Source organism: Enterobacter cloacae complex sp. SHL021, assembly GCF_049237765.1.
GTDB classification, from domain to species: domain Bacteria; phylum Pseudomonadota; class Gammaproteobacteria; order Enterobacterales; family Enterobacteriaceae; genus Enterobacter; species Enterobacter cloacae.
The window spans coordinates 79,579-104,181 of the sequence record NZ_JBMKJG010000020.1 but is presented as its reverse complement, the minus strand read 5'-3'; the positions used below and the strand labels follow the sequence as shown (position 1 = coordinate 104,181).

At 53.9% G+C, this 24,603-nt stretch carries 24 protein-coding genes; 8 read left to right on the top strand and 16 right to left on the bottom strand.

All coding sequences use genetic code 11. The features are described from left to right. Nucleotides 1-163 precede the first annotated feature (163 nt). Nucleotides 164-730: a D-glycero-beta-D-manno-heptose 1,7-bisphosphate 7-phosphatase gene (gene gmhB / locus ACOTZF_RS19195; protein WP_129251983.1), complete on the bottom strand. Its 567-nt coding sequence runs from the start codon at nt 728-730 to the stop codon at nt 164-166. A 188-nt stretch (nt 731-918) separates the two neighbouring features. Between gmhB and metN the strand changes: the two genes are divergently transcribed. From metN to proS, 6 genes are all read left to right on the top strand, one after another. Next, nucleotides 919-1,950, top strand: a complete 1,032-nt coding sequence (gene metN / locus ACOTZF_RS19190) for a methionine ABC transporter ATP-binding protein MetN (protein WP_421636195.1) — start codon at nt 919-921, stop codon at nt 1,948-1,950. Then, the gene (locus ACOTZF_RS19185; RefSeq protein WP_003856130.1) at nt 1,943-2,596 is read left to right on the top strand and encodes a methionine ABC transporter permease MetI; all 654 of its coding nucleotides are present in this window, start codon (nt 1,943-1,945) and stop codon (nt 2,594-2,596) included. Before metN ends, ACOTZF_RS19185 begins: the two co-directional genes overlap by 8 nt. Before the next feature lie 41 nt (nt 2,597-2,637). Further along, nucleotides 2,638-3,453 (top strand): methionine ABC transporter substrate-binding lipoprotein MetQ, encoded by an 816-nt coding sequence (gene metQ / locus ACOTZF_RS19180; RefSeq protein WP_013095678.1) that lies wholly within the window; start codon nt 2,638-2,640, stop codon nt 3,451-3,453. Between the two features lie 106 nt (nt 3,454-3,559). Then, nucleotides 3,560-3,964, top strand: a complete 405-nt coding sequence (gene rcsF / locus ACOTZF_RS19175) for an Rcs stress response system protein RcsF (RefSeq protein WP_023621752.1) — start codon at nt 3,560-3,562, stop codon at nt 3,962-3,964. Then, complete coding sequence (gene tsaA / locus ACOTZF_RS19170; RefSeq protein ID WP_038418726.1) at nt 3,961-4,668, top strand: tRNA (N6-threonylcarbamoyladenosine(37)-N6)-methyltransferase TrmO; 708 nt, start codon at nt 3,961-3,963, stop codon at nt 4,666-4,668. Before rcsF ends, tsaA begins: the two co-directional genes overlap by 4 nt. A gap of 112 nt (nt 4,669-4,780) precedes the next feature. Next, a complete protein-coding gene (gene proS / locus ACOTZF_RS19165; RefSeq protein WP_020688559.1) occupies nt 4,781-6,499 on the top strand; it encodes a proline--tRNA ligase in 1,719 nt (572 codons plus the stop codon). A gap of 48 nt (nt 6,500-6,547) precedes the next feature. On the opposite strand, the gene nlpE is transcribed toward proS, so the two are convergent. From nlpE to ACOTZF_RS19150, 3 genes are read right to left on the bottom strand one after another with little or no spacing between them, the layout of a single operon-like run. Continuing rightward, nucleotides 6,548-7,246, bottom strand: a complete 699-nt coding sequence (gene nlpE / locus ACOTZF_RS19160) for an envelope stress response activation lipoprotein NlpE (protein WP_013095674.1) — start codon at nt 7,244-7,246, stop codon at nt 6,548-6,550. A gap of 33 nt (nt 7,247-7,279) precedes the next feature. Further along, complete coding sequence (gene arfB / locus ACOTZF_RS19155; protein ID WP_020688557.1) at nt 7,280-7,702, bottom strand: alternative ribosome rescue aminoacyl-tRNA hydrolase ArfB; 423 nt, start codon at nt 7,700-7,702, stop codon at nt 7,280-7,282. Next, a complete protein-coding gene (locus ACOTZF_RS19150; RefSeq protein WP_040022781.1) occupies nt 7,699-8,244 on the bottom strand; it encodes a YaeQ family protein in 546 nt (181 codons plus the stop codon). The genes arfB and ACOTZF_RS19150 overlap by 4 nt, the downstream gene beginning before the upstream one ends. Before the next feature lie 196 nt (nt 8,245-8,440). On the opposite strand from ACOTZF_RS19150, the gene ACOTZF_RS19145 reads away from it, so the two are divergent. Both ACOTZF_RS19145 and rof read left to right on the top strand, forming a co-directional pair. Then, entirely contained in the window at nt 8,441-8,641 is a 201-nt protein-coding gene (locus tag ACOTZF_RS19145; RefSeq protein WP_008501889.1) for a YaeP family protein, read from the top strand. Continuing rightward, nucleotides 8,628-8,888: a Rho-binding antiterminator gene (gene rof, locus ACOTZF_RS19140; protein WP_014830722.1), complete on the top strand. Its 261-nt coding sequence runs from the start codon at nt 8,628-8,630 to the stop codon at nt 8,886-8,888. Before ACOTZF_RS19145 ends, rof begins: the two co-directional genes overlap by 14 nt. Nucleotides 8,889-8,916: 28 nt before the next feature. Here rof and tilS read toward each other — a convergent pair whose 3' ends face one another. The 12 genes from tilS to bamA all read right to left on the bottom strand — a co-directional run bounded on the left by tilS (nt 8,917) and on the right by bamA (nt 24,599). Then, on the bottom strand, nt 8,917-10,203 hold the full coding sequence (gene tilS / locus ACOTZF_RS19135; protein ID WP_129251985.1) for a tRNA lysidine(34) synthetase TilS: 1,287 nt from the start codon (nt 10,201-10,203) through the stop codon (nt 8,917-8,919). Between the two features lie 58 nt (nt 10,204-10,261). Further along, entirely contained in the window at nt 10,262-10,651 is a 390-nt protein-coding gene (locus ACOTZF_RS19130) for a VOC family protein (RefSeq protein WP_013095668.1), read from the bottom strand. Nucleotides 10,652-10,716: 65 nt separating this feature from the next. Beyond that, on the bottom strand, nt 10,717-12,849 hold the full coding sequence (locus ACOTZF_RS19125; protein ID WP_029883819.1) for a lysine decarboxylase LdcC: 2,133 nt from the start codon (nt 12,847-12,849) through the stop codon (nt 10,717-10,719). 100 nt (nt 12,850-12,949) lie between these two features. Further along, on the bottom strand, nt 12,950-13,909 hold the full coding sequence (accA, locus tag ACOTZF_RS19120) for an acetyl-CoA carboxylase carboxyl transferase subunit alpha (protein ID WP_013095666.1): 960 nt from the start codon (nt 13,907-13,909) through the stop codon (nt 12,950-12,952). Between the two features lie 12 nt (nt 13,910-13,921). Then, on the bottom strand, nt 13,922-17,404 hold the full coding sequence (gene dnaE / locus ACOTZF_RS19115) for a DNA polymerase III subunit alpha (RefSeq protein WP_129317755.1): 3,483 nt from the start codon (nt 17,402-17,404) through the stop codon (nt 13,922-13,924). Nucleotides 17,405-17,442: 38 nt separating this feature from the next. Continuing rightward, nucleotides 17,443-18,039 (bottom strand): ribonuclease HII, encoded by a 597-nt coding sequence (gene rnhB, locus ACOTZF_RS19110; RefSeq protein ID WP_013095664.1) that lies wholly within the window; start codon nt 18,037-18,039, stop codon nt 17,443-17,445. After that, nucleotides 18,036-19,184: a lipid-A-disaccharide synthase gene (gene lpxB / locus ACOTZF_RS19105; RefSeq protein ID WP_013095663.1), complete on the bottom strand. Its 1,149-nt coding sequence runs from the start codon at nt 19,182-19,184 to the stop codon at nt 18,036-18,038. Before lpxB ends, rnhB begins: the two co-directional genes overlap by 4 nt. Beyond that, the gene (lpxA, locus tag ACOTZF_RS19100) at nt 19,184-19,972 is read right to left on the bottom strand and encodes an acyl-ACP--UDP-N-acetylglucosamine O-acyltransferase (protein ID WP_094916179.1); all 789 of its coding nucleotides are present in this window, start codon (nt 19,970-19,972) and stop codon (nt 19,184-19,186) included. Before lpxA ends, lpxB begins: the two co-directional genes overlap by 1 nt. A gap of 3 nt (nt 19,973-19,975) precedes the next feature. Further along, nucleotides 19,976-20,431 carry a 3-hydroxyacyl-ACP dehydratase FabZ gene (gene fabZ / locus ACOTZF_RS19095; RefSeq protein ID WP_010426706.1) on the bottom strand — a complete coding sequence of 152 codons (456 nt, stop codon included), beginning with the start codon at nt 20,429-20,431 and terminating at the stop codon, nt 19,976-19,978. Between the two features lie 104 nt (nt 20,432-20,535). Further along, complete coding sequence (lpxD, locus tag ACOTZF_RS19090) at nt 20,536-21,561, bottom strand: UDP-3-O-(3-hydroxymyristoyl)glucosamine N-acyltransferase (protein ID WP_013095661.1); 1,026 nt, start codon at nt 21,559-21,561, stop codon at nt 20,536-20,538. Nucleotides 21,562-21,564: 3 nt separating this feature from the next. Beyond that, nucleotides 21,565-22,059, bottom strand: coding sequence for a molecular chaperone Skp (skp, locus tag ACOTZF_RS19085; RefSeq protein WP_013095660.1), 495 nt, complete (start codon nt 22,057-22,059; stop codon nt 21,565-21,567). Between the two features lie 122 nt (nt 22,060-22,181). After that, complete coding sequence (gene bamA / locus ACOTZF_RS19080; RefSeq protein WP_013095659.1) at nt 22,182-24,599, bottom strand: outer membrane protein assembly factor BamA; 2,418 nt, start codon at nt 24,597-24,599, stop codon at nt 22,182-22,184. Nucleotides 24,600-24,603: the final 4 nt, after the last annotated feature.

Here is a 24,603-nt window from a genome sequence, read left to right as displayed (position 1 = left end):
GTCAACCCTGATTTTCAGGATTTTTTCTCTTCAACCGACCGGGTTGTTTGTGAAGTGATTCACATCCGCCGTGTCGATGGAGGCGCATTATAGGGGGCCTCCGGGGAATGACAAGCGGAAATATGCATTTTTATTTCAACCGCTCATCTTTTCGCCAAAAAACCTATTTTTGGTGCTTTTTGATCGCTTCAGGCAGCTCGTCCAGGCTATTAATCACCCAATCCGCTGCAGTCTCTGCTTCTGGCGTCACGGGTTTGCCGGTGCGAACTAATACTTTGGTACCCACACCCGCCGCGGTTGCCGCCTGCATATCTTCCATTTTATCGCCCACCATATAAGAAGCGGCCATATCAATATGCAGAAATTCCTGCGCCGAGATAAACATCCCCGGGTGCGGCTTACGGCAATCACAGGTCTGGCGATACTCTTCTACCGTTCCCTGCGGGTGATGAGGACAATAATAGATGCCATCAAGATCAACACCGCGGTCGGCAAGAGACCAATCCATCCATTCCGTCAGCGTTTCGAATTGCGCTTCGGTAAATTTGCCACGCGCGATACCAGACTGGTTGGTGACAACCACCAGCGCATAGCCCATCTCTTTTAGCTGGCGCATGGCATCGATAACGCCTTCGATAAATTCGAACTCGTCAATCTCGTGAACATAACCGTGATCCACATTAATAGTGCCATCACGATCGAGAAAAATTGCGGGTACTGATTTTGCCACCGGTTTGCTCCTGAAAAAGGCGTGTTCAGCTAGTATCTCATGAATCGCAGCGCAATAAAGTGCTCATCGCACAGAGTTGGATTGATTTAGACGTCTGGATGCCTTAACATCCGTTTTGTTTACGGGCATCACCCGTATCTGGCAGACGAAAATGCCACGGCTAACTTACATACGATAAAAATAATCTAATGATTAAACTTTCCAATATCACCAAAGTGTTCCAGCAGGGGAACCGAACCATTCAGGCGCTGAACAATGTCAGCCTGCATGTTCCTGCTGGTCAGATTTATGGCGTCATTGGCGCATCGGGTGCAGGTAAAAGTACACTGATCCGTTGTGTTAACCTGCTTGAGCGCCCAACCCAGGGCAGCGTAGAAGTTGGCGGACAAGAACTGACCGCGCTCTCAGAAAAAGAACTGACCAAAGCGCGTCGCCAGATTGGCATGATCTTCCAGCACTTTAACCTGCTGGCGTCACGCACGGTGTTCGGCAACGTCGCCTTACCGCTGGAGCTCGACAACACGCCTAAAGATGAGGTTAAGCGTCGCGTAACCGAGCTGCTGGATCTCGTCGGTCTGGGTGATAAACATGATAGCTACCCGGCCAATCTGTCTGGCGGACAAAAACAGCGTGTAGCCATTGCCCGTGCGCTGGCAAGCAATCCCAAAGTGCTGCTGTGCGATGAAGCCACCAGCGCATTAGACCCGGCCACCACCCGTTCTATTCTGGAACTGCTGAAAGACATTAACCGTCGTCTCGGCCTGACGATCCTCCTTATTACCCACGAGATGAATGTCGTAAAACGCATCTGTGACTGTGTTGCCGTGATCAGCAACGGTGAACTGATTGAGCAGGACACGGTAAGTGAAGTGTTTTCACATCCTAAGACCCCGCTGGCGCAGCAATTTATTCAGTCCACACTGCATCTGGATATTCCGGAAGATTATCTGGAACGTTTGAAAACCGAACCCACGACGGACAGCGTCCCGATGCTGCGAATGGAGTTCACCGGTCAGTCCGTTGATGCCCCGCTGCTTTCCGAAACCGCGCGCCGCTTCAATGTGAACAACAACATCATCAGCGCGCAGATGGATTACGCCGGTGGCGTGAAGTTCGGCATCATGCTGACGGAAATGCACGGCACACAAGAAGAAACCCAGGCGGCAATTGCCTGGCTGCAAGAACATCACGTAAAAATAGAGGTACTGGGTTATGTCTGAGCCGATGATGTGGCTGCTGGTTCGCGGCGTTTGGGAAACGCTGGCAATGACCTTTGTATCCGGTTTCTTTGGTTTTGTGATTGGCCTGCCGGTCGGCGTACTGCTGTACGTGACGCGTCCGGGTCAAATCATTGAGAACGCCAAGCTGTACCGTACGCTCTCTGCGCTGGTGAATATCTTCCGTTCTATCCCGTTTATTATTCTGCTGGTATGGATGATTCCATTCACCCGCGTGATTGTCGGCACCTCTATTGGTCTGCAGGCGGCCATTGTTCCCCTGACGGTTGGCGCCGCGCCGTTTATCGCACGTATGGTGGAAAACGCCCTGCTTGAAATTCCAACCGGGTTGATCGAAGCTTCCCGCGCAATGGGCGCCACACCGATGCAGATCGTGCGCAAGGTTCTGCTGCCGGAAGCACTGCCAGGCCTAGTGAATGCGGCAACCATTACGCTTATCACCCTGGTCGGTTATTCCGCGATGGGCGGTGCCGTTGGCGCTGGCGGTTTAGGCCAGATTGGTTACCAGTACGGCTATATTGGTTATAACGCTACCGTAATGAATACCGTTCTGGTATTGCTGGTTGTACTGGTTTATCTCATCCAGTTCTCTGGCGATCGCATCGTCCGGGCTGTTACGCACAAATAACGTTACACACAACACAAACTCGACGAGTTAAGGATAAAAACATGGCGTTTAAATTAAAGACCTTTGCTGCAGCAGGCGCGCTGATCGGCTCTCTGGCACTGGTGGGTTGTGGTCAGGACGAAAAAGATCCAAACCACATTAAAGTGGGCGTTATCGTGGGTGCAGAACAACAGGTTGCTGAAACCGCTCAGAAAGTGGCAAAAGAGAAGTATGGCCTTGATGTTGAGCTGGTGACCTTCAACGATTACGTTCTGCCGAACGAAGCGCTGAGCAAAGGCGATATTGACGCCAACGCCTTCCAGCACAAACCGTACCTGGATCAGCAGATTAAGGATCGCGGCTACAAACTGGTTGCGGTGGGTAACACCTTCGTTTACCCAATCGCGGGCTACTCCAAGAAGATTAAATCGCTGGACGAACTGCAGCCAGGCTCTCAGGTTGCTGTGCCAAACGATCCAACTAACCTGGGCCGCTCCCTGCTGCTGCTGCAGAAAGTGGGCCTGATTAAACTGAAAGACGGCGTTGGCCTGCTGCCGACCGTTCTCGACGTGACCGAGAACCCGAAAAATCTGAAAATTGTTGAGCTGGAAGCGCCACAGCTGCCACGCTCTCTGGACGATGCGCAGATCGCCCTGGCTGTTATCAACACTACCTACGCCAGCCAGATTGGCCTGACCCCGGCAAAAGACGGCATCTTTGTTGAAGACAAAGATTCCCCGTACGTTAACCTGATCGTGACCCGTGAAGACAACAAAGACGCGGAAAACGTGAAGAAATTCGTTCAGGCTTATCAGTCTGAAGAAGTTTACCAGGAAGCCAACAAAGTGTTTAACGGCGGCGCGGTTAAAGGCTGGTAATCTGACCTCAGTGTAATATCATCAAGACGGGCTTCTGCCCGTCTTGTCATTTGTGCAGTCAACTGATTCAATATCTGACGTTTTGATTATCCACTGAGGAATTATTATGCGTGCTTTACCGATCTGTCTTTTAGCACTGATGCTGAGCGGCTGTTCTATGCTAAGCAGATCTCCAGTTGAACCCGTTCAAAGCACTGCAACCCCGCCAAAAGCAGAGCCCGTTAAACCTAAAGCGCCTCGCCCTGCGCCGGTACGTATCATTACCAAAGCCGACGACCTCGTGGGCAAGCCTTTCCGTGAGCTCGGTGAGGTGAGCGGTGAATCCTGTCAGGCTACCAATCAGGACTCCCCACCCAACATTCCGACAGCCCGTAAACGTATGCAGATCAACGCGGCCAAAATGAAAGCTAACGCGGTACTGTTGCACAGCTGTGAAGTCACCAGCGGGACACCTGGCTGCTATCGTCAGGCGGTGTGTATTGGTTCGGCGCTGACCATTTCGGCGAAATGAGTGCCTTTCATTTCGAACAGATAGGCGTTATCCGCTCTCCTTACAAAGAGAAGTTTGCCGTGCCACGCCAGCCGGGTCTAGTCACCAGCGGCAGCGGTGAACTTCACTTGATTGCGCCCTATAATCAGGCCGATGCGGTGCGCGGGCTTGAGGCGTTCAGCCATTTATGGGTTGTTTTTGTGTTTCACCAGACGATGGACGGTGGCTGGCGTCCTACGGTGCGCCCTCCTCGTCTGGGCGGAAATGCCCGGATGGGGGTATTCGCGACCCGCTCAACCTTTCGTCCAAACCCGATCGGCATGTCGCTGGTTGAACTGAAAGGAATACGCTGTCAGAAAGATCAGGTGATACTGGAGTTAGGCAGCCTTGACCTGGTTGATGGCACCCCGGTTATCGACATTAAACCCTATCTGCCTTTTGCCGAAGCGTTGCCAGATGCCCGGGCCAGCTACGCCCAGCAAGCACCGCAGGCGGATATGCCTGTTCACTTTACGCCAGAACTGCTTACGCAACTTAGCCAACTGGAAAAGCGCTATCCCCGTTTGCGGGACTTTATCGTAGACGTTCTGGCGCAGGATCCGCGTCCAGCCTACCGTAAAGAAGAGGAAGCCGGGAAAACCTACGCCGTCTGGCTGCTGGATTTTAATGTCCGCTGGCGCGTGACAGAGACCGGTTTTGAAGTGTTTGCCCTGGAACCCAGGTAATTTTCTTCTCCTCTCTTTTGGCATCTTTGCCACACTGGTAAACTAAACCACTTTTTTTGTGTCAGGCTGGCGTTTCAGCCTGTTCCAATCGTCGAAATGGAACCGTAACAACATGCGTACTAGCCAATATCTGCTCTCCACACTGAAGGAGACACCTGCCGACGCCGAAGTCATCAGCCATCAGCTGATGCTGCGCGCCGGGATGATCCGCAAGCTGGCCTCCGGGTTGTACACCTGGCTGCCGACCGGCGTGCGCGTCCTGAAAAAAGTCGAAAACATCGTGCGTGAAGAGATGAATAACGCCGGTGCTATCGAGGTGTCCATGCCCGTGGTTCAGCCCGCTGACCTGTGGCAGGAGAGTGGCCGTTGGGAGCAATATGGCCCTGAACTGCTGCGCTTCGTTGACCGTGGCGAGCGTCCGTTCGTCCTCGGCCCAACGCATGAAGAAGTGATCACCGATCTGATTCGCAATGAGCTGAGCTCTTACAAACAGCTGCCGCTGAACTTCTTCCAGATCCAGACCAAGTTCCGTGACGAAGTTCGCCCACGTTTCGGCGTTATGCGTTCTCGCGAATTCCTGATGAAAGATGCTTACTCTTTCCATACTTCTCAGGAATCTCTGCAAGAGACCTACGACAAAATGTACGAGGCTTACAGCAAAATCTTCTCCCGCATGGGGCTGGATTTCCGTGCTGTGCAGGCCGATACCGGCTCTATCGGTGGTAGCGCGTCCCATGAGTTCCAGGTTCTGGCGCAGAGCGGTGAAGACGATGTGATCTTCTCTGACTCCTCTGACTACGCGGCAAACATTGAATTTGCTGAAGCACTGGCACCAAAAGAACCACGCGGCGCGGCAACCCAGGAAATGACGCTGGTTGACACGCCAAATGCCAAAACCATTGCCGAGCTGGTTGAGCAGTTTGCGCTGCCGATCGAAAAAACCGTTAAAACGCTGCTGGTGAAATCCACAGAAGGCAGTGCATACCCGCTGGTTGCCCTGCTGGTACGTGGTGATCACGAGCTGAACGAAGTGAAAGCTGAGAAGCTGCCACAGGTTGCCAGCCCACTGACCTTCGCAACGGAAGCGGAAATCCGCGCCGTCGTAAACGCAGGCCCAGGCTCTCTGGGTCCGGTGAATATGCCTGTGCCTGTTGTGATTGACCGCACGGTTGCGGCGATGAGCGACTTCGCTGCAGGCGCTAACATTGATGGTAAACACTACTTTGGCATCAACTGGGATCGCGATGTGGCAACGCCAGAAGTGGCGGATATTCGCAACGTTGTTGCAGGCGATCCAAGCCCGGATGGCCAGGGCACCCTGATGATTAAACGCGGCATCGAAGTGGGCCATATCTTCCAGTTGGGCGATAAATATTCCCGTGCGCTGAACGCTGCCGTTCAGGGTGAAGATGGCCGTAACCAGATCCTGACCATGGGTTGCTACGGTATCGGGGTCACGCGCGTGGTGGCTGCGGCGATTGAGCAGAACTACGACGAGCGTGGCATTGTCTGGCCGGATAACATCGCGCCGTTCCAGGTGGCGATCCTGCCAATGAACATGCACAAGTCTTACCGTGTGCAGGAGCTGGCTGAGAAACTGTACGCAGAGCTGCGCGCGCAGGGTATCGAAGTGCTGATGGACGACCGTAAAGAACGTCCGGGCGTGATGTTTGCTGATATGGAACTGATTGGTATTCCTCATACCATCGTTATCGGTGACCGTAACCTTGACAGCGACGAGATTGAATATAAATACCGTCGTAGCGGCGAAAAACAGATGATCAAGACCGGTGATATCCTTGATTACCTGGTAAAAGCCATCAAAGGTTAAATAAAAAACCCCGCTCAGGCGGGGTTTTTTCATGGCGCAAAGCCAGCGTTATTTACTGTTACAGTCTTTGCCTGCCGCGAACTTCGCATCTTTATCTGCCACAAGGGTTTTCACCAACTCGCCGCTATCCGGGTTTGGCTCCAGCGTAAAGTGACCGTCGACCGTCAATAATACCGGCTTACTGTCATTTCCGCGTGCGACCGCATAATCCCGTTCCAGCTGGGCATTGTTCGCCACGCTCACTTTCTTACCCGTTGCGCAGTCTGTAAAGATGGCCGCATCAGCCATATAGAAATACATGCCCCGCATCGGCATCGGCGTGGCAGGCAGCGCCGCTTTCACCGGAGCCAGCGTGTAGTTGAACTGGGATTCAATCGGGTTACCTTCACGGTCGAGCATCTCCATCCCTTCGCCTTTGGCGCGGAAATACGTTTTCTCACCGCTCGTATCGGTCAACACCAACTTCTCGGCCGTGCGTGCCCATGTCCCGTAAGTCGCAAAAGAGGAGGGTTCTTTCGCGCCCTGATACCGCTGATTCATGACCCACGTACCGTCTTTTTGCAGGAACAGCGACGTCTCAATGCCTTCACAGTCGGCACAAGGCAGTACGCCGCGCCAGCTCTGCTGCATTGGCTTTAACTCTTCATTCTGCGTTGGCTGCAGGACCTGCGTTTCCGAACGGTTGTTACATCCGAAAAGCGCAAAGAGCGTACTCACTGCCAACGCTGACCATAATGCTTTTTTCACAATGAATTCCTTATGAAATAGTGTTCCTTTTCGTCAATCCAAAGGGCGACGAACTTTACCGCGTAGTGCTTTCACTGTGGATTTCTGAGCCTTTGACGACAACCGACGCTCTTTCGATGCGCGGGTTGGCCGCGTTGCCCGACGGCTTTTTTGCACCGCAGTTAATTCTTTTATCACCGCCACCAGTCTGGCAATTGCCGCTTCCCGGTTTAACTCCTGGCTACGGTACTCCTGCGCCTTGATCACAATGACACCGTCACTGGTGATCAGATGATGGCTGGCAGCGAGCAGACTTTCCTTATAATACTCTGGCAGGCTTGAGGCCCGAATGTCAAAGCGCAAATGGATAGCGGTTGAAGCCTTGTTAACGTGCTGTCCCCCCGCCCCCTGCGCACGGATGGCGGTGATCTCCAGCTCATTGTCCGGGATGCTGACGTTTCGGGACAACACGATCATGAAGCAGGCTGCCACGCCGTCAGATGAATTTCCAGATTATTCTGAGAGTCAGAAAGCCAGATTGCGCCGTCCTGGATCGTCGCCTGCAGAGTCATCGTCCGGCTGGCAAATTCGCTCAGCTGCGCCAGTTGTTCATCATCCAGATACCAGACCGTGAGGTTTTTAAACTGACCGCACTTGCTCTTGGTTTGCTGCCACCAGATTTCCGCAGCGCGTTGGTTGTACGCGAATAGCGCCACTTCCGCAGACTGGGTACACGCCTTTTTGAGGCGGCGCTCATCCGGCAGACCAAGTTCAATCCATAAATCGATACCCAGATGATCGTTACGCAGCCAGGCTTCCGGCTCGTCTTCTGCGCTTAAGCCACGGGTAAACTGCAGACGCTCGTCGGCATATTTAATCCACGCCAGCAGGCGCAGCATCATGCGCTCCTGGGTTTCAGAGGGGTGACGCGCCAGCGTCAGTGACGCATCCAGAAACTGGTTGCGGTCAAGGTCAGCCACATTGACCACCGCTTTATAAATTGTCGCTTTCAGCGCCATGGGAGAACTCCTTTCGAATCAGGCGCACATTGTAGCGAAAACAGCGGCAAAAGGCTGTTACGCCGTGATGAATACGGCGCCATCAAGGCTCTGATATTGCTTAAATGAGTATGGTATAGTCACCTTGCTAAACCGAGTTTATCTTCGTAGGCTTAATGATATCTCACAGTAAGTCAGTGCGCTGGCGGGAGGGGATGTGAATAATTATTGTGAGCTAATTCGCAAACGGTATGCGGAAATCGCCAGCGGAGATCTGGGATATGTCCCGGATGCGTTGGGCTGTGTATTGAAAGTGCTTAATGAAGTGGCCTCTGATGAGAGCCTTTCAGAATCGGTCAGGGAAAAAGCAGCGTATGCTGCGGCGAATTTACTGGTGAGCGATTATGTCGATGAATGATACTTATCAACCCATCAATTGTGATGACTATGACAACCTCGAACTCGCCTGCCAGCATCATTTAATACTGACGCTGGAGTTAAAAGATGGCGAAGTGTTGAAGGCGAAAGCCAGCGACCTGGTTTCACGTAAGAATGTGGAATATCTGATAGTGGAAGACGCCGGTGCGACGCGTGAGCTACGCCTGGACAAAATTGCCAGCTTCAGCCACCCGCAAATCGGCACCGTCGTGGTGAGCGAATCCTGATGACACTAACGGGCAGCCTGGCTGCCCGTTACGTTTTCCACTCCAGACTCACGCCCGATTCTGCCCAGCCCTCTTCTGTAATGAATACCCCTGCCGCCGCAATCAGTGTTTCACCGTAAAAAAGTAACGGCGTGGTATCGCGCAACCAGGGCGGCACATTGCACTCCTGCCAGATTTTTTTGAGCTTCCTTCCACCGTTACGTCCGACAATGTGCAGCATACCGCTGGCCTTAAAGCGCACGGTGACCGGTTCTTCGGCTTTCGGTAAACGCACATGGCCTGGCGTCTCCAGAGACAAGCTTCCCATATCCCAGGGCAACAGCAGCGGTTTCGCAGGCGATGGCCAGCCGAGCACCACATCTGCAAGCGAGGGGGTCGATTTCACCCACCACAGCTGGCCTTTATAGCGCCTGACGTCAAAACCGTTCAGGTGCACGCACGGCGTTGCATCCTCCCGCGCCTGGGCGACTTCGTCCCAGATACGTCCCAGCATGGCACGCGATGGCATCGCGGCACGGTGAGAGGCCAGCCAACGGCGCAGCAGCGCGGCCCGACGAACCGGACTCATCGCCTCCAGCGGTGCGATCGCCAACGCCCCGTTAACCGAAATCAGTTCAGCCAGTTCTTCACTCAGCAGTTCATCCAGCAGGCTCTCCTGTTCGGCACACAGCAGGGCGCTTCGTGCTGTTGCGTCTGCAAAGTGCGGCCAGCGTGCGGTCAGTAACGGCAAAACACGCAGACGCAGGAAATTACGATCGTAGCCATCGTCCTGATTGCTCTCATCTTCAATCCAGCTCAGCTGATATTGCTGCGCCCAGGCTTCCAGCGATGCGCGCGACTCGCCAAGCAGCGGACGCAATAATTGCGTCCCGGCAAAATCAGAGCGTTCAGGCATGGCGGAGAGCCCCGCCGGGCCACTTCCCCGTTTTAACGCCAGCAAAAAGGTTTCGCACTGGTCGTCAAGGTGCTGTGCCGTGACCAGCGCTTCGCCGGGCTGTAATGCCGCGGTAAATGCGGCATAGCGCGCTTTACGCGCGTGCGCTTCAATACCGAGCCCCTCATCTCTGAGCACCACCCGTTTAATCTCAAGCGGGATCGCCCATGCGGAACACACCGCTTCACAGTGCGCAACCCAGGCGTCGGCGTGAGGACTCAGCCCATGATGGATATGCATCGCCCGGAGCTGAACGTCAGGTTGCTGATCGCGCCAGAGCTTGAGGCGATGGAGCAACACCGTGGAATCCAGGCCACCGCTAAATCCCACCAGCAGCTGGCGATACGGTGAAACGGCTTGCGCAATAGCGGGTAGGGTCATAGAGAATTACACATAAAAAATGCCCGAACAGAGCGGGCATTATCACACAGGATGGCGCTTACTGCTGGTAAAGCTCCAGCGGAAGACCGTCCGGATCGTTGAAAAAAGTAAAACGCTTGTCGGTAAACGGATCGACACGAATCGCTTCGCATTTCACGCCATGCTCTTCAAGATGTTTTACCGCACGGTCAAGATCATCCACGCTAAAAGCCAGATGGCGCAGGCCGCAGGCTTCCGGACGGGACGGACGCGCAGGCGGGAAAGGAAAAGAGAACAGTTCAATCACATACTGCCCGTTTAACGCCAGATCGCCTTTCCAGGAGTCGCGCTCCACACGATAGGCCTCGCTTAACAGCGTAAAGCCCAGAATGTCGCAATAAAAGGCCTTACTTTTGGCGTAATCGGTGGCAATGATCGCAATATGATGAACCTGTTTTAAACCCAGCATAGCTTCTCCTTTTTATGATGCCTGAACGTTACAACCGAAAACCCGCCCCTGGCAAGCAGCCACCTTTATTTTAGGACTCGCACCCAGTAAACCCCATTTTCATCACGTTTCGCACCGTGGATATCCGTCTCGAAGCCCGGGTAGTGACGCCCCACAGAACAGAGCATCAGCAGAAAATCGAGCACCGCACGGCTCTCTTCGGTGATCATCTCTCCCGGCATCAGCAGCGGGACGCCCGGTGGATAAGGCAGGATCATATTGGCCGAGACGCGTCCCACCAGATTTTCCAGCTCAACGGTTTCTACCTCCCCTTTCACCTGTCGCTGCCAGGCTTTGTGCGGCGTTAGTTTCATCTCAGGCAAGACGTCAAACGCCTGCAGCATCAGGCGCGGCAGATCGTGCTGGCGGATCAGTTTGTGGATCCCCTGGGCCAGATCCTGTATACGCATATTGCGATAAAAATCAGGATCCTCCGCATAGAGATCCGGCAGCATGTTCTTCACGCGCAGGTTCAGATCGTACGCACGCTTAAACTCCATCAGCCCACGTAGCAGACCCATCGCGCGGGTTTTATCAATCCCAATGCTGAACAGGAACAACAGGTTATACGGTCCGGTTTTCTCCACCACCACGCCGCGCTCATCAAGGAATTTCGCCACCAGCGCGGCCGGAATGCCTTCGTCGCTCATGTTGCCCTGTTCATCCATGCCCGGCGTCAGGATGGTCACTTTTACCGGGTCGAGGAACATGTGGTCGGCATCGGCATCACGGAAGCCGTGCCACTCTTCACCCGGCGCAACTGGCCAGCACTCCGCCTCGTCAATCTCTTCCGGCTGCCAGATATCAAAGAACCAGCCCTCAGCCTCATCTTTTAACCGCTGAACCTCTTTGCGGAAATGCAGCGCGCGCTCTACAGAACGATTAATAAGACGCTTACCCGGATTGCCGCGCAGCATCGCCGCTGCCGTTTCAATGGAGGCCACCAGCGGATAACTTGGTGAGGTGGTGGTGTGCATCATAAACGCTTCGTTAAACGTCTCTTCGTCGTACTCACCTTTGATATGGATAAGCGAGGCCTGGGAAAACGCAGCCAGCATTTTGTGCGTCGATTGCGTTTCGAAAAACACTTTGCCCGGCACGCGTTCGCCACTCATCCCGCTTTTACCCGCGTAGATGGGGTGAAAATTGGTATAAGGCACCCACGCGGAATCAAAGTGGATCGAGGGAACATCCAGCGTCTGTTTGATCCAGTTGGTGTTATACAGCAATCCGTCATAGGTGGAGTTGGTGATCACCGCGTGGATCGGCCAGCTTGCGCCGGGGATCGCCGCCACCTTATTTTCTATGGCTGAATGGGTGAATTCACGGCGCGGAATTCCCCCCAGGATCCCCAGCGCGTTACGCGTGGGTGACAGCCAGAGCGGTACGACATCGCTCATCATAAGCAGATGCGCCAGCGACTTATGGCAGTTACGGTCGATGAGTAACGTACTTCCGGCCGGGGCGGCATACATGCCGACGATTTTGTTTGACGTCGACGTACCGTTGGTCACCATATAGCTCTGCTCGGCCCCAAAGGTGCGGGCAATGTACTCTTCGGCTTCCAGATGTGGACCGGTGTGATCCAGCAATGAGCCAAGCTCGGTAACCGAAATCGATACATCCGCTTTCAGGGTGTTGCCGCCGAAGAAATCATAGAACAGGCAACCAACCGGGCTTTTTTGATAAGCCGTCCCCGCCATATGACCAGGCGTGCAAAAGGTGTACTTTCCTTCCTTCACATAGGTAAACAGCGCCCGGGTAAACGGTGGCGTGATGTTATCCAGATACTCGCCGGTATATTGCTGAATGCGGGCCGCAATATCTTCGGCCACGCCGAGTGAGTATTCGAAAAACCACAGCGCCATCCGCATATCCTGGGCACTGACGTCCATGGTCGAGTGGGTATTGATAAACGCATACAGCGGGAGATATTCATTCAGCTTGTTGATATCGCTGCACAGCTCCAGGTCGTACTCATCCCAGTCGAAGATCACGCCACAGATCCGCGGGTTGTGCTCAATGAACTTCAGCAGGTCAGCGCTGTTGTGCGGCCAGATCAGCTGATAGCCACGTGACTGCAGGGCCTGCTCCAGCTCCTTGATGGGCTCATCTTTATAAAAGACGCCGTGTGGCCCCATAATGGCAATAATATTCACGGGCTTCCTCCTTAAAAAACATTAGCTAAGCATAGCCAGGGTAAACCGCAGGTATAAAAAAAGCCGCAACAGTGTGCGGCTTTTCAGATAATTGTGAAGCTTACGCGTAACCGTAGGTCATCAGACGCTGGTAACGACGATTGAGCAGGTCTTCTTTGCTCAGCACATCCAGGTCCGCCAAATCGGCCAGCAGCTGCGCTTTCAGGGAAGCGGCCATCACTTCCGGCTTACGATGCGCACCACCCAGAGGCTCAGGGATGACGGTATCGATCAGCTTCAGCTCTTTCAGGCGTGGGGCAATGATGCCCATCGCTTCTGCAGCCAGAGGCGCTTTATCGGCGCTCTTCCACAGGATAGAGGCACACCCTTCCGGAGAGATAACGGAATAGGTGCTGTACTGCAGCATATTCACTTTATCGCCCACGCCAATCGCCAGCGCACCACCGGAACCACCTTCACCAATAACGGTACAGATGACAGGCACCTTCAGGCGAGACATCTCACGCAGGTTACGTGCGATGGCTTCAGACTGACCGCGCTCTTCCGCGCCCACGCCAGGGTAAGCACCCGGGGTGTCGATAAAGGTGATGATGGGCATATTGAAACGCTCAGCCATCTCCATCAGACGCAGGGCTTTACGGTAGCCTTCTGGTGCCGGCATACCAAAGTTACGACGGATCTTCTCTTTGGTTTCACGGCCTTTCTGATGGCCAATGATCATCACCGGACGTCCATCCAGACGAGCGATACCACCGACGATAGCTTTATCGTCAGCGTAAGCGCGGTCGCCTGCCAGTTCGTCAAATTCGTCAAACGCCAGGCGGACATAATCCAGGGTGTACGGACGCTGTGGGTGACGCGCCAACTGGGCGATCTGCCATGCGCCGAGATCGGCAAAGATTTTGCGCGTCAGTTCTACGCTTTTTTCGCGCAGACGATGCACTTCTTCGTCGATGTTAATATCCAGTTTTTCATCCTGACGGCTTACCGCTGTCAGAGAATCGATTTTCGCTTCCAGCTCAGCAATCGGCTGTTCGAAATCAAGGAAATTCAGACTCATAGTATTCCTGTATTAGTCAAACTCCAGTTCCACCTGCTCCGAACCAATGAGGCCACGGAGATCGTTCAGTAAACGATCGCTCGGAGAGACACGCCACGTTGCACCAAAGCGCAACCGCGCACGTGCATCCGCCCTCTGATAGTAGAGATGTACTGGAATTGTCCCCGAGCGGTGGGGTTCCAGAGACTGACGGAGTCGGTTTAAAAGCTGGTCATCAATTTGCCTGTCCGTCAGCGAGATAGCAAGCCCGCGAGCATATTTTTCCCGGGCTTCGTCAATGTCCATCACTTCGCGGGCGGTCATTTTAAGCCCCCCGCTGAAGTCATCAAAGCTGACCTGTCCGCTGACGATAAGTATGCGGTCTTTTTCCAGCAATTGCTGGTATTTATCCAGCGCGTCGGTGAATAACATCACCTCCAGACGCCCGGAACGGTCATCCAGGGTACAGATGCCGATACGATTGCCGCGCTTGGTGACCATAACCCTTGCAGCAATCACGAGCCCCGCAGCCGTGGTGATTTTACCACGTTCTGTCGGATGCATGTCTTTCAGCCTGTAGCCTCCGACATAGCGCTCAATTTCTTTGATGTACTGATTGATCGGGTGCCCCGTCAGGTACAAGCCTAACGTTTCACGCTCACCATCCAGCACCACCTGTTCTGGCCATGGCAGACAGCTGGCGTAAGACTGCTCGATCTGCTCTGGCTCTTCCGCCAGCACGCCGAACATGTCCGCCTGGCCAATGGCTTCCGCTTTTGCATGCTGATCCGCGGCTTTCAGCGCGTCGCCAAGCGAGTTCATCAGCGCGGCGCGGTGCGGCCCCAGCCTGTCGAACGCACCGGACATGATCAGTTTTTCCAGCACGCGGCGGTTCAGTTTTTTGGTATCGGTACGGGCGCACAGATCAAACAGCTCGCGGAAATAACCACCGTTATTACGCGCTTCGATGATTGCCTCGATCGGCCCTTCACCTACGCCTTTGATCGCGCCGATCCCGTACACGATCTCCCCGTCGTCGTTAACGTGGAAATGGTAAAGACCCGAGTTAATATCCGGCGGCAGGATCTTCAGTCCCATGCGCCAGCACTCATCCACCAGGCCAACCACCTTCTCGGTGTTGTCCATATCGGCGGTCATTACCGCCGCCATAAATTCAGCGGGATAGTGCGCCTTCAGCCACAGGGTTTGATACGACACCAAAGCATAGGCGGCAGAGTGCGATTTGTTAAATCCGTACCCGGCGAATTTCTCCACCAGGTCGAAGATTTTCATTGCCAGCTCGCCGTCAATGCCGTTTTTCTTCGCGCCATCTTCAAAAATAGAGCGCTGCTTGGCCATCTCCTCCGGCTTTTTCTTACCCATTGCACGACGCAGCATATCCGCGCCGCCGAGGGTATAGCCGGAGAGCACCTGAGCAATCTGCATGACCTGTTCCTGATACAGGATGATGCCGTAGGTTGGCTCCAGGACCGGCTTCAGGCTTTCGTGCTGCCACTGAACGTCCGGGTAGGAAATCTCTTCCCGACCATGCTTACGGTCGATAAAGTTATCTACCATCCCTGACTGCAGCGGTCCCGGACGGAACAGCGCCACCAGTGCGATCATATCTTCGAAGCAGTCAGGCTGCAGACGTTTAATCAGATCTTTCATGCCACGGGATTCAAGCTGGAAGACCGCGGTGGTCTCCGAGCGCTGCAGCATGTCGAAACTTTTCTTGTCATCCAGTGGGATGGCCGCGATATCCAGCGGCGGCTCGCCGTTCTTCTCGCGGCGGGCGTTGATCATCTCCAGCGCCCAGTTGATGATGGTAAGCGTACGCAGACCGAGGAAGTCGAACTTCACCAGCCCGGCGTATTCAACGTCGTTCTTATCAAACTGGGTAACCGGGTGCTGCCCCGCTTCGTCACAATAGAGCGGCGCAAAGTCGGTAATTTTGGTCGGGGCGATAACCACACCACCCGCGTGTTTACCGGCGTTACGCGTGACGCCTTCCAGCTTACGCGCCATGTCGATCAGCGCTTTGACTTCTTCGTCAGCTTCGTAGATTTCCGGCAGCTGCGGCTCGGCTTCAAACGCTTTTGCCAGCGTCATCCCCGGATCGGGCGGCACCAGCTTAGAGATACGATCGACGAAGCCGTACGGATGCCCCAGCACGCGGCCCACGTCGCGGATAACCGCTTTCGCCGCCATCGTACCGAAGGTAATGATCTGCGATACCGCGTCACGGCCATACATATCCGCCACGTGCTCAATAACCTGGTCACGTTTTTCCATACAGAAGTCGACGTCGAAGTCGGGCATGGAGACACGTTCCGGGTTAAGGAAACGTTCGAACAACAGGTCAAATTCCAGCGGGTCGAGGTCTGTGATCTTAAGCGCATAGGCCACCAGTGACCCGGCACCGGAACCACGTCCTGGACCAACCGGCACGCCGTTATCCTTCGACCACTGGATAAACTCCATTACGATCAGGAAGTAGCCCGGGAAGCCCATCTGGTTGATAACCTGAAGTTCAATATCCAGGCGCTCGTCATATTCCGGACGACGTTTTTTACGCTCTTCTTCATCCGGGAAAAGGAATTCAAGACGTTCTTCCAGACCTTCTTTGGATTTCATGACCAGGAAGTCTTCCGTGGTCATTTCCCCGGTCGGGAACTGCGGCAGGAAATACTCACCCAAACGCACGGTAACGTTACAGCGCTTGGCGATTTCAACGCTGTTTTCCAGCGCTTCCGGGATGTCAGAGAAGAGTTCACACATCTCCTCTTCGCTGCGCATGTACTGCTGAGAAGAATAATTACGCGGGCGCTTCGGATCGTCGAGGGTGAAGCCATCATGGATCGCCACGCGAATCTCGTGAGCGTCGAAATCCCCGGCCTCAAGGAAGCGTACATCGTTGGTTGCCACCACGGGCAGCCCGCGCGCTTCCGCAAGCGCCACAGCGGCATGGAGATAACTCTCTTCATCCGGGCGACCGGTGCGGATCAGCTCCAGATAATAACGATCCGGGAAGTACTCTTCATAGAATGATACGCACTGATCCACCAGCGCACTATTGCCGCGCAGCAGGCATTTGCCCACATCACCCATGCGGCCGCCGGAGATCAGCAATAACCCTTCGTTCAGCTCCGCCAGCCAGTCCCGGTCAATCCATGGCCCCAGGGCGCCGTAGCCTCGCTGGTAGGCTTTGGAGATAAGCAGGGTGAGATTCTGATAACCCGTGTTGTTCATCGCTAACACGGAAATTTGCGTCATTTCGTCGCCGAGCAGTTCGCTCTGCACATGAAAATCAGCTCCGACGATGGGTTTCATCCCCGCGCCATGCGCCGTTCCGTAGAACTTCACCAGACCACACAGGTTGGTAAAATCGGTGATCGCCAGCGCAGGCATACCCAGTGAGGCCGCCTTTTTTACCAGCGGCCCGGTTTTTGCCAGCCCATCGATCATGGAGTAGTCGCTATGCACCCGCAGGTGTACGAAACGTGGTTCAGCCATCTTCAGATTCCGCGTTACTTAATTGCTTGCGTATTGATTCAGGACACCAGTCCCAGCGCGCGTTTCACCGGGCCAAAACTGCGCCGGTGATGCTCGGTTGCGCCATGTTCAGCCAGCTTTTCCAGGTGGAAGGCTGTAGGATACCCTTTATGCTGAGCGAAGCCATACTGAGGGTAAGTGAGATCCAGCGCGGCCATTTCAGCATCGCGAGTCACTTTGGCAATAATAGAAGCCGCACTGATTTCCGCGACCCGGCTATCCCCTTTTACTACTGCCATGGAAGGCACTGGTAATGCAGGGCAACGGTTGCCGTCAATAAGAACATACTCCGGGGCAATTTTCAGCCCCGCCACCGCACGCTGCATCGCCAGCATTGTGGCATGCAGGATGTTTAGCTCGTCAATTTCATGCGGCTCAGCACGCCCAAGGCTCCAGGCTAATGCTTTTTCCTGAATCTCATCAAATAACGCCAGTCGGCGCTTTTCTGAAAGCTTTTTGGAGTCATTCAACCCGATAATCGGACGGGCAGGATCGAGGATCACCGCCGCGGTCACAACAGCGCCCACTAACGGGCCACGGCCCACTTCGTCCACACCCGCAACAAGGTGGGTGTGAGGATAAATAAATTCCATCATCTTGCTAACTCCAGCACCGCATCAGCCGCTTGCTCATCGGCATTACAGCGGATCTGCTGATGCAGTTCGCGGAACGTATCATGCATCTGGTGGCTGGTCTTGCCGTTGGCAAGCAGCGGTAGCAGCGCATCGGCCAGCGCCTGAGGCTGACACTCGTCCTGCAGAAGCTCTTTCACCAGTTCACGCCCGGCGAGCAGGTTTGGCAGCGAAACGTACTCCGTCTTCACCAGGCGTTTGGCCAGCCAGAAGGTGAACGGTTTCATGCGATAGCCTACCACCATCGGACATTTTGCCAGCATGCACTCCAGGGCTGCCGTACCGGAGGCCAGCAGCGCGGCATCGCTCGCGACCATCGCCTCACGGCCTTTTCCATCCAGCAGATGGATGTGAAGATCCGGTGCAACCTCGGCTTTGATACGCTCAAACTGCTCGCGGCGTTTGGCGTTCACCAGCGGCACAACCACTTCGAGATCGGGATAGGTATCGCGCAGAATTTGCGCGGTTTTCAGGAAGTCCGCGCTAAGCATCTCTACTTCTGCGCCACGGCTACCCGGCAGAAGAGCCAGACAGTGCGCATCGTGAGGGATCCCCAGCACGTCACGCGCTGCGTTTTTATCCGGATCCAGCGGCATCGCATCCGCCATGGTATGCCCGATAAAACGGCACGGAACGTTAAATTTGTCGTAAAACGCTTTTTCGAAAGGCAGGAAAGCCAGCACCAGATTGGTTGACCGTCCGATTTTGAAAACGCGTTTCTGTCGCCACGCCCAGACGGACGGACTGACGTAGTGAATGGTTTTAATGCCCTGCTTTTTCAGATTCCCTTCGAGGGTAATGTTGAAGTCAGGCGCATCGATACCGACAAAGACATCGGGTTTGAGCTCGGTGAAGCGGCGGGTAAGATCGGCGCGGATATGCAGCAGACGACGCAGTCGCCCCAGCACCTCAACAATGCCCATCACGGCCAGCTCTTCCATTTCGTACCAGGCTTCGCAGCCTTCAGCCTGCATTAGCGGGCCTGCAACGCCAACAAAGCGAGCATCAGGTACGCGAGCCTTAAGCGCGCGGATAAGACCGGCACCAAGAATATCGCCGGAGGTTTCTCCGGCGACCAGGGCTATCGTAAGCGGACGACTGTCGACCATTAACGAATCAGACCCCTTGTGGAACGGTCAAAGAATTCCATGAACGCGTTCACTTCAGGGTGCTTTTCCGCCAGTTCGGCAATTTCCGGCTTCGCCTCTTCCAGCGTTTTGCCGCTACGGTACAGTAACTTATACGCGTTGCGGATAGCCGTAATCGCTTCGCGACTAAAGCCACGACGCTTGAGGCCTTCGATGTTCACGCCGAATGGCGTGGCATGGTTGCCCTGCGCAATTACATACGGTGGGACGTCCTGCGCCACACCGGAGCATCCGCCGACCATCACGTGTGCACCAATGATGCAGAACTGATGGACTGCGGTCATACCGCCAATAATTGCGAAATCATCAACCGATACGTGTCCTGCCAGCGTTGCGTTGTTGGCAAGAATACAGCGGTCACCTACGGTACAGTCGTGCGCGATGTGCGCATTAACCATAAACAGGTTATCGCTGCCCACCTTCGTCAACCCACCACCCTGTACTGTTCCACGATGAATGGTGACGCTTTCGCGGATACGGTTACGATCGCCAATTTCCAGACGGGTCGACTCACCAGCATATTTTAAATCCTGGTTAACTTCGCCGATGGAGGCGAACTGATAGATCTCATTGTTGCTGCCAATGGTCGTATGACCATTCACGACAACGTGAGATTTCAGTACTGTACCCTCACCAATTTCGACATGGGGACCAACAATACAGAACGGGCCAATGTGGACATTAGCACCAATAATGGCGCCGTTTTCCACAATAGCGGTAGGATGAATAAAGGCAGATTTATCAATCACGTATCAGGACTCCCGGCTACGAGCACACATCATCGTCGCTTCGCAAACAACTTTGCCGTCAACCAGCGCTACGCCTTTAAAGCGAGTCAGGCCACGACGCGTTTTTTCAAAAGTGACTTCCATGATCATCTGATCACCAGGCACGACAGGACGCTTGAAGCGCGCTTCATCGATACCCGCGAAGTAGTACAGTTCACCCGGCTCCAGTTTGCCTACGCTTTTAAACGCAAGAATACCGGTAGCTTGTGCCATCGCTTCCAGGATCAACACACCCGGGAAGATGGGTTTACCAGGGAAGTGCCCCTGGAAGAATGGCTCGTTAACGGAGACATTTTTCACTGCGCGCAGAAAACGACCTTCTTCAAAATCCAGCACACGGTCTACCAGCAAAAACGGGTAGCGGTGCGGCAGAAGTTCTAAAATCTCTTCAATATGCAGAGTATGAGTGTCGGTAGTCAAAATACTCTTCCTGTCAAAATGTACTGATTAGCAATAATAACACGGCCTGCCGGTTTAAAAGAAAGCCGACAGGCCGGGAAATTAAGCGTTAAAAAGATGAACGCTTAGTCTTGTTGATCGATCTTACGCTCAAGGGACTTGAGTCGCTTGCTCATATCATCAATATTCATCACCAGAGCTGCTGTTTTACGCCATACCTTGTTAGGTTGCAGCGGGATGCCTGAGGAATAGACGCCTGGCTCAGTGATAGGACGCATTACCATGCCCATTCCCGTCACGGTGACCTTGTCGCATATTTCCATATGACCATTGATCACGCTGGCACCGCCAATCATGCAGTAACGGCCAATTTTCAGGCTGCCTGCCATGATGACGCCACCTGCAACCGCGGTATTGTCGCCAATCACAACGTTATGCGCAATCTGGCACTGATTATCGATAATAACACCGTTGCCGATAATGGTATCGTCAAGCGCACCACGGTCAATGGTGGTACAGGCTCCGATCTCAACGCGATCGCCAATGATAACGCGACCAAGTTGCGGGATCTTAACCCAATTACCACGATCGTTAGCGTAGCCAAAACCGTCAGAACCAATCACTGTGCTGGACTGAACGAGGCAATTTTCGCCGATTTCAACTTCGTGGTAGACGGACACATTGGCCCACAAACGGGTCCCGGCGCCGATTTTTGTGTTTTTCCCAACGAAGCAGCCCGGGCCGATGACGACGTTATCGCCCAGTACGACGCCAGACTCGATCACGGCATTTGCGCCGACTGCTACGTTGTTACCCAGCTGAGCCGTCGGATCGATTGCTGCACTGGCAGCAATGTTTTGCGCCGGCTGCGGCGTGGTATCAAGAATTTGTGCCATGCGAGCATACGTCAGGTAGGGATTTTTCACTACCAGTGCCGCACCAGTGGCAAACGGAAGATCGTCCTGCGTCAGAACAACAGCCGACGCCTGGCATTGAGCCAGATGTTCACGGTACTTAGGGCTTACCATGAAGGTAATATTGCCAGCTTTAGCAGATTGCATGGACGCAACAGCGGTGATGACGATATCGCCATCACCGTGTAATTCTGCATCCAACTGCTGAGCTAAATCAGCCAGTCGAATTGAAGGCATTACTTATTTAACCTGTTTCAGAACATCAGCGGTGATGTCTTTAACATCGCTGCTGTTGAAAGCAACGGCGTTCGCATCAACAACCAGATCGATGTTCTGATCGGCAGCAACTGCTTTAACAGCAGTCTGAATGCGAGTCACCAGCTTGCCACGCTCTTCGTTAGAACGACGCTGACGATCCTGCTCGAAAGCCTGCGCTTTCTGGGAGAACGTCTGGCGCTGAGCCATTACGTCTTTTTCCAGTTTGCTGCGCTCGCTTGATTTCATGGTAGAACCATCACGCTGCAGACGCTGCATTTTGGACTGAAGATCGTTTTCCATACCCTGCAGTTCGCTTGCACGGCCTTTGAATTCGTTTTCCAAAGTCGCAGAAACGCCAGTTTTCTGTGCAACCTGCTGGAACAAATTACCCATGTTGACGATTGCAATTTTGTCTGCTGCCTGAGCAGAAGTTGCCATCGCTAAACCGAGACCTGCAGCTAATAACCACTTTTTCACAATTAACTCCTTACCATCCCATTGGCACCAGAAGGTACCGTTCTTTGCGTGGCAAGGCGATCGTTTTACCGATCGCCGGTTGTCAGCGCTACACTGCCAACGCATTCCTTTGCCGCGGAGAATTACCAGGTTTTACCAATGTTAAACTGGAATTGCTCCGACTTATCTCCATCATATTTCTTAAACGGCTGGGCGTAAGAGAAGACCAACGGCCCCAGCGGTGACATCCATTGTAATGCGATACCTGCAGACATGCGAATATTGCCCGGATCGCTGTAGTCTGGAACACCTGCCGCACGCATCTGGGCAGTGTTCTCCCAGTTGGTATCCCACACGGTACCGGCATCCCAGAAGAAGGACGTACGGACTGAGTTGGCGTATTTATCACTGATAAATGGCGTTGGCGTGATGAACTCAAGGCTCGCCACGGCCATGGCGTTACCGCCTACCGCATCATCAGAGCTACAAACCTGTTTTGGATCCCGGCTTGCGCAGTTATCTTCGTCATTACCGCCGTAATAAACCGCTTTCGGACCAATGTTGTTGGACTGGAAGCCACGAACGGTACTGGAACCACCGGCGTAGAAGTTCTCATAGAACGGCATCTCTTTGCCGCCTAAACCATCGCCATAGCCCCAACGGGTACGACCCAGAACCACCCACTTATGATCGTCATCGATCGGGAAGTACGAGGCAGTATCGAGCGTTAACTTGTAGAACTCGTTATCAGAACCAGGAATAGTCACTTTACCATTCAGGTTGACACGAGAGCCCTCCGTTGGGAAGTAACCACGGTCAAGGCGGTTATACGTCCAGCCGTAGTTGAAGGTGAAGTCATCCGCCGCAAAACCGTTGTTATCGCTGGAGGTGCTCGCCGACTGGCCGATAGAGTCGAGATAACGCCACATTGCCACCTGCGGTTGCATATTGGACAGGTCGTTATGCACGTAACCCAAGCCCGCACGCAGGGTGTTGTATTCGTTAACCGGGAATCCAAGCGTACCGTCTACACCGTAGCTCTTGTTGGTGTACGAGGACAGATCCGCGTCGTCTGCTTTAAAGTCGTTATAGAAGATACGACCACCCAGGCTCACACCGTCGACGGTGAAGTATGGGTTAGTGACAGAGAACTCAGAGTAGGTCTGGTAGTCGTTTTTGGTACCGTTGATACCCACCGAGTAACCCGTACCCAGCCAGTTATCCTGCTGAACGCCAACCTGGAAGCTCACGCCGCTTTCAGTACCGTAGCCCACACCGAAGTTAAAGCTACCGGTATTACGCTCTTTCACTTTGTACACGACATCAACCTGGTCCGGGCTGCCCGGCACACGCTGGGTATCGGTATCAACCGTTTCAAAATAGCCCAGACGGTTCAGACGCTCTTTACCCTGGTCAACGAGGTCGCTACCCAACCATGCCCCTTCCATCTGGCGCATTTCGCGACGCAGAACGGAATCTTTGGAGGTGTCGTTACCTTCGAAGCGGATCTTACGCACGTAGAAACGGTTGCCCGCATCAACGTTGACGTGAAGCTTAACGGTTTTATCCGCGTCGTTGATTTCCGGCTGAGTTTGCACACGCGGATAGGCATAACCATAACGGCCGAGCAGCTTTTTAATGCCGTCTTCCATTTTGGTTACTTTAGAACCGCTATACAGATCGCCTGGCTGAATTTTGGTCAGCGATTCGATCTCGGCAGAATGCCCCGCCAGGTTGCCACTTACTTCAACACCCGAAAGCTTGTACTGATCGCCTTCTGTGATGTTAATCGTAATGTAGATCCCTTTCTTGTCCGGGGTCAGACTCACCTGAGTCGAGTCGATGTTGAAACGGGCATAACCGCGATCCAGATAGTAGCTGCGCAGGGTTTCGAGGTCGCCCGCCAGTTTCTGTTTCTGGTATTTGCGATCGCCCACCACGTTCCACCACGGCACTTCGTCACGCAGCTGGAAGGTGGAGATCAGTTCGTCGGTAGTGAACGCGTGGTTCCCGACGATGTTGATCTGTTGGATCTTCGCCGAGACGCCTTCCTGGAAGACCAGCTTCAGGTCAACACGGTTACGCGGCAGCGGAGTCACCACCGCTTTCACGCTGGCGCTGTACTTACCGACGCTGTAATAGAAGTCTTCCAGACCTTTTTCAATGTCTGAAAGGGTGGTGCGGTCCAGAGATTCCCCCACACGAACACCGGATGCTTCAAGGTTTTGCTTGAGCATGTCATCTTTCACCGACTTGTTACCGGAGAAAGTGATACTGGCGATCGTTGGACGTTCTTTTACCTGAACCAGCAGCGTATCACCATCGCGCAGGACGCGGACATCCTCAAAGTTGCCGGTGGCAAACAGAGCACGGATGGTGTTACTGATGTCATCATCATTAACCGTATCGCCGGGGCGCACAGGCATACTGAGGAGGGCCGCACCAACGGCGACACGCTGAAGGCCTTCGAAATGAATGTCTTTCACTACGAACCCGTCAGCACCGTATACGGTGGCGCTGCTAAACAGCAGCGACGCTATGAGCAACTTTTTCATCGCCATCGTT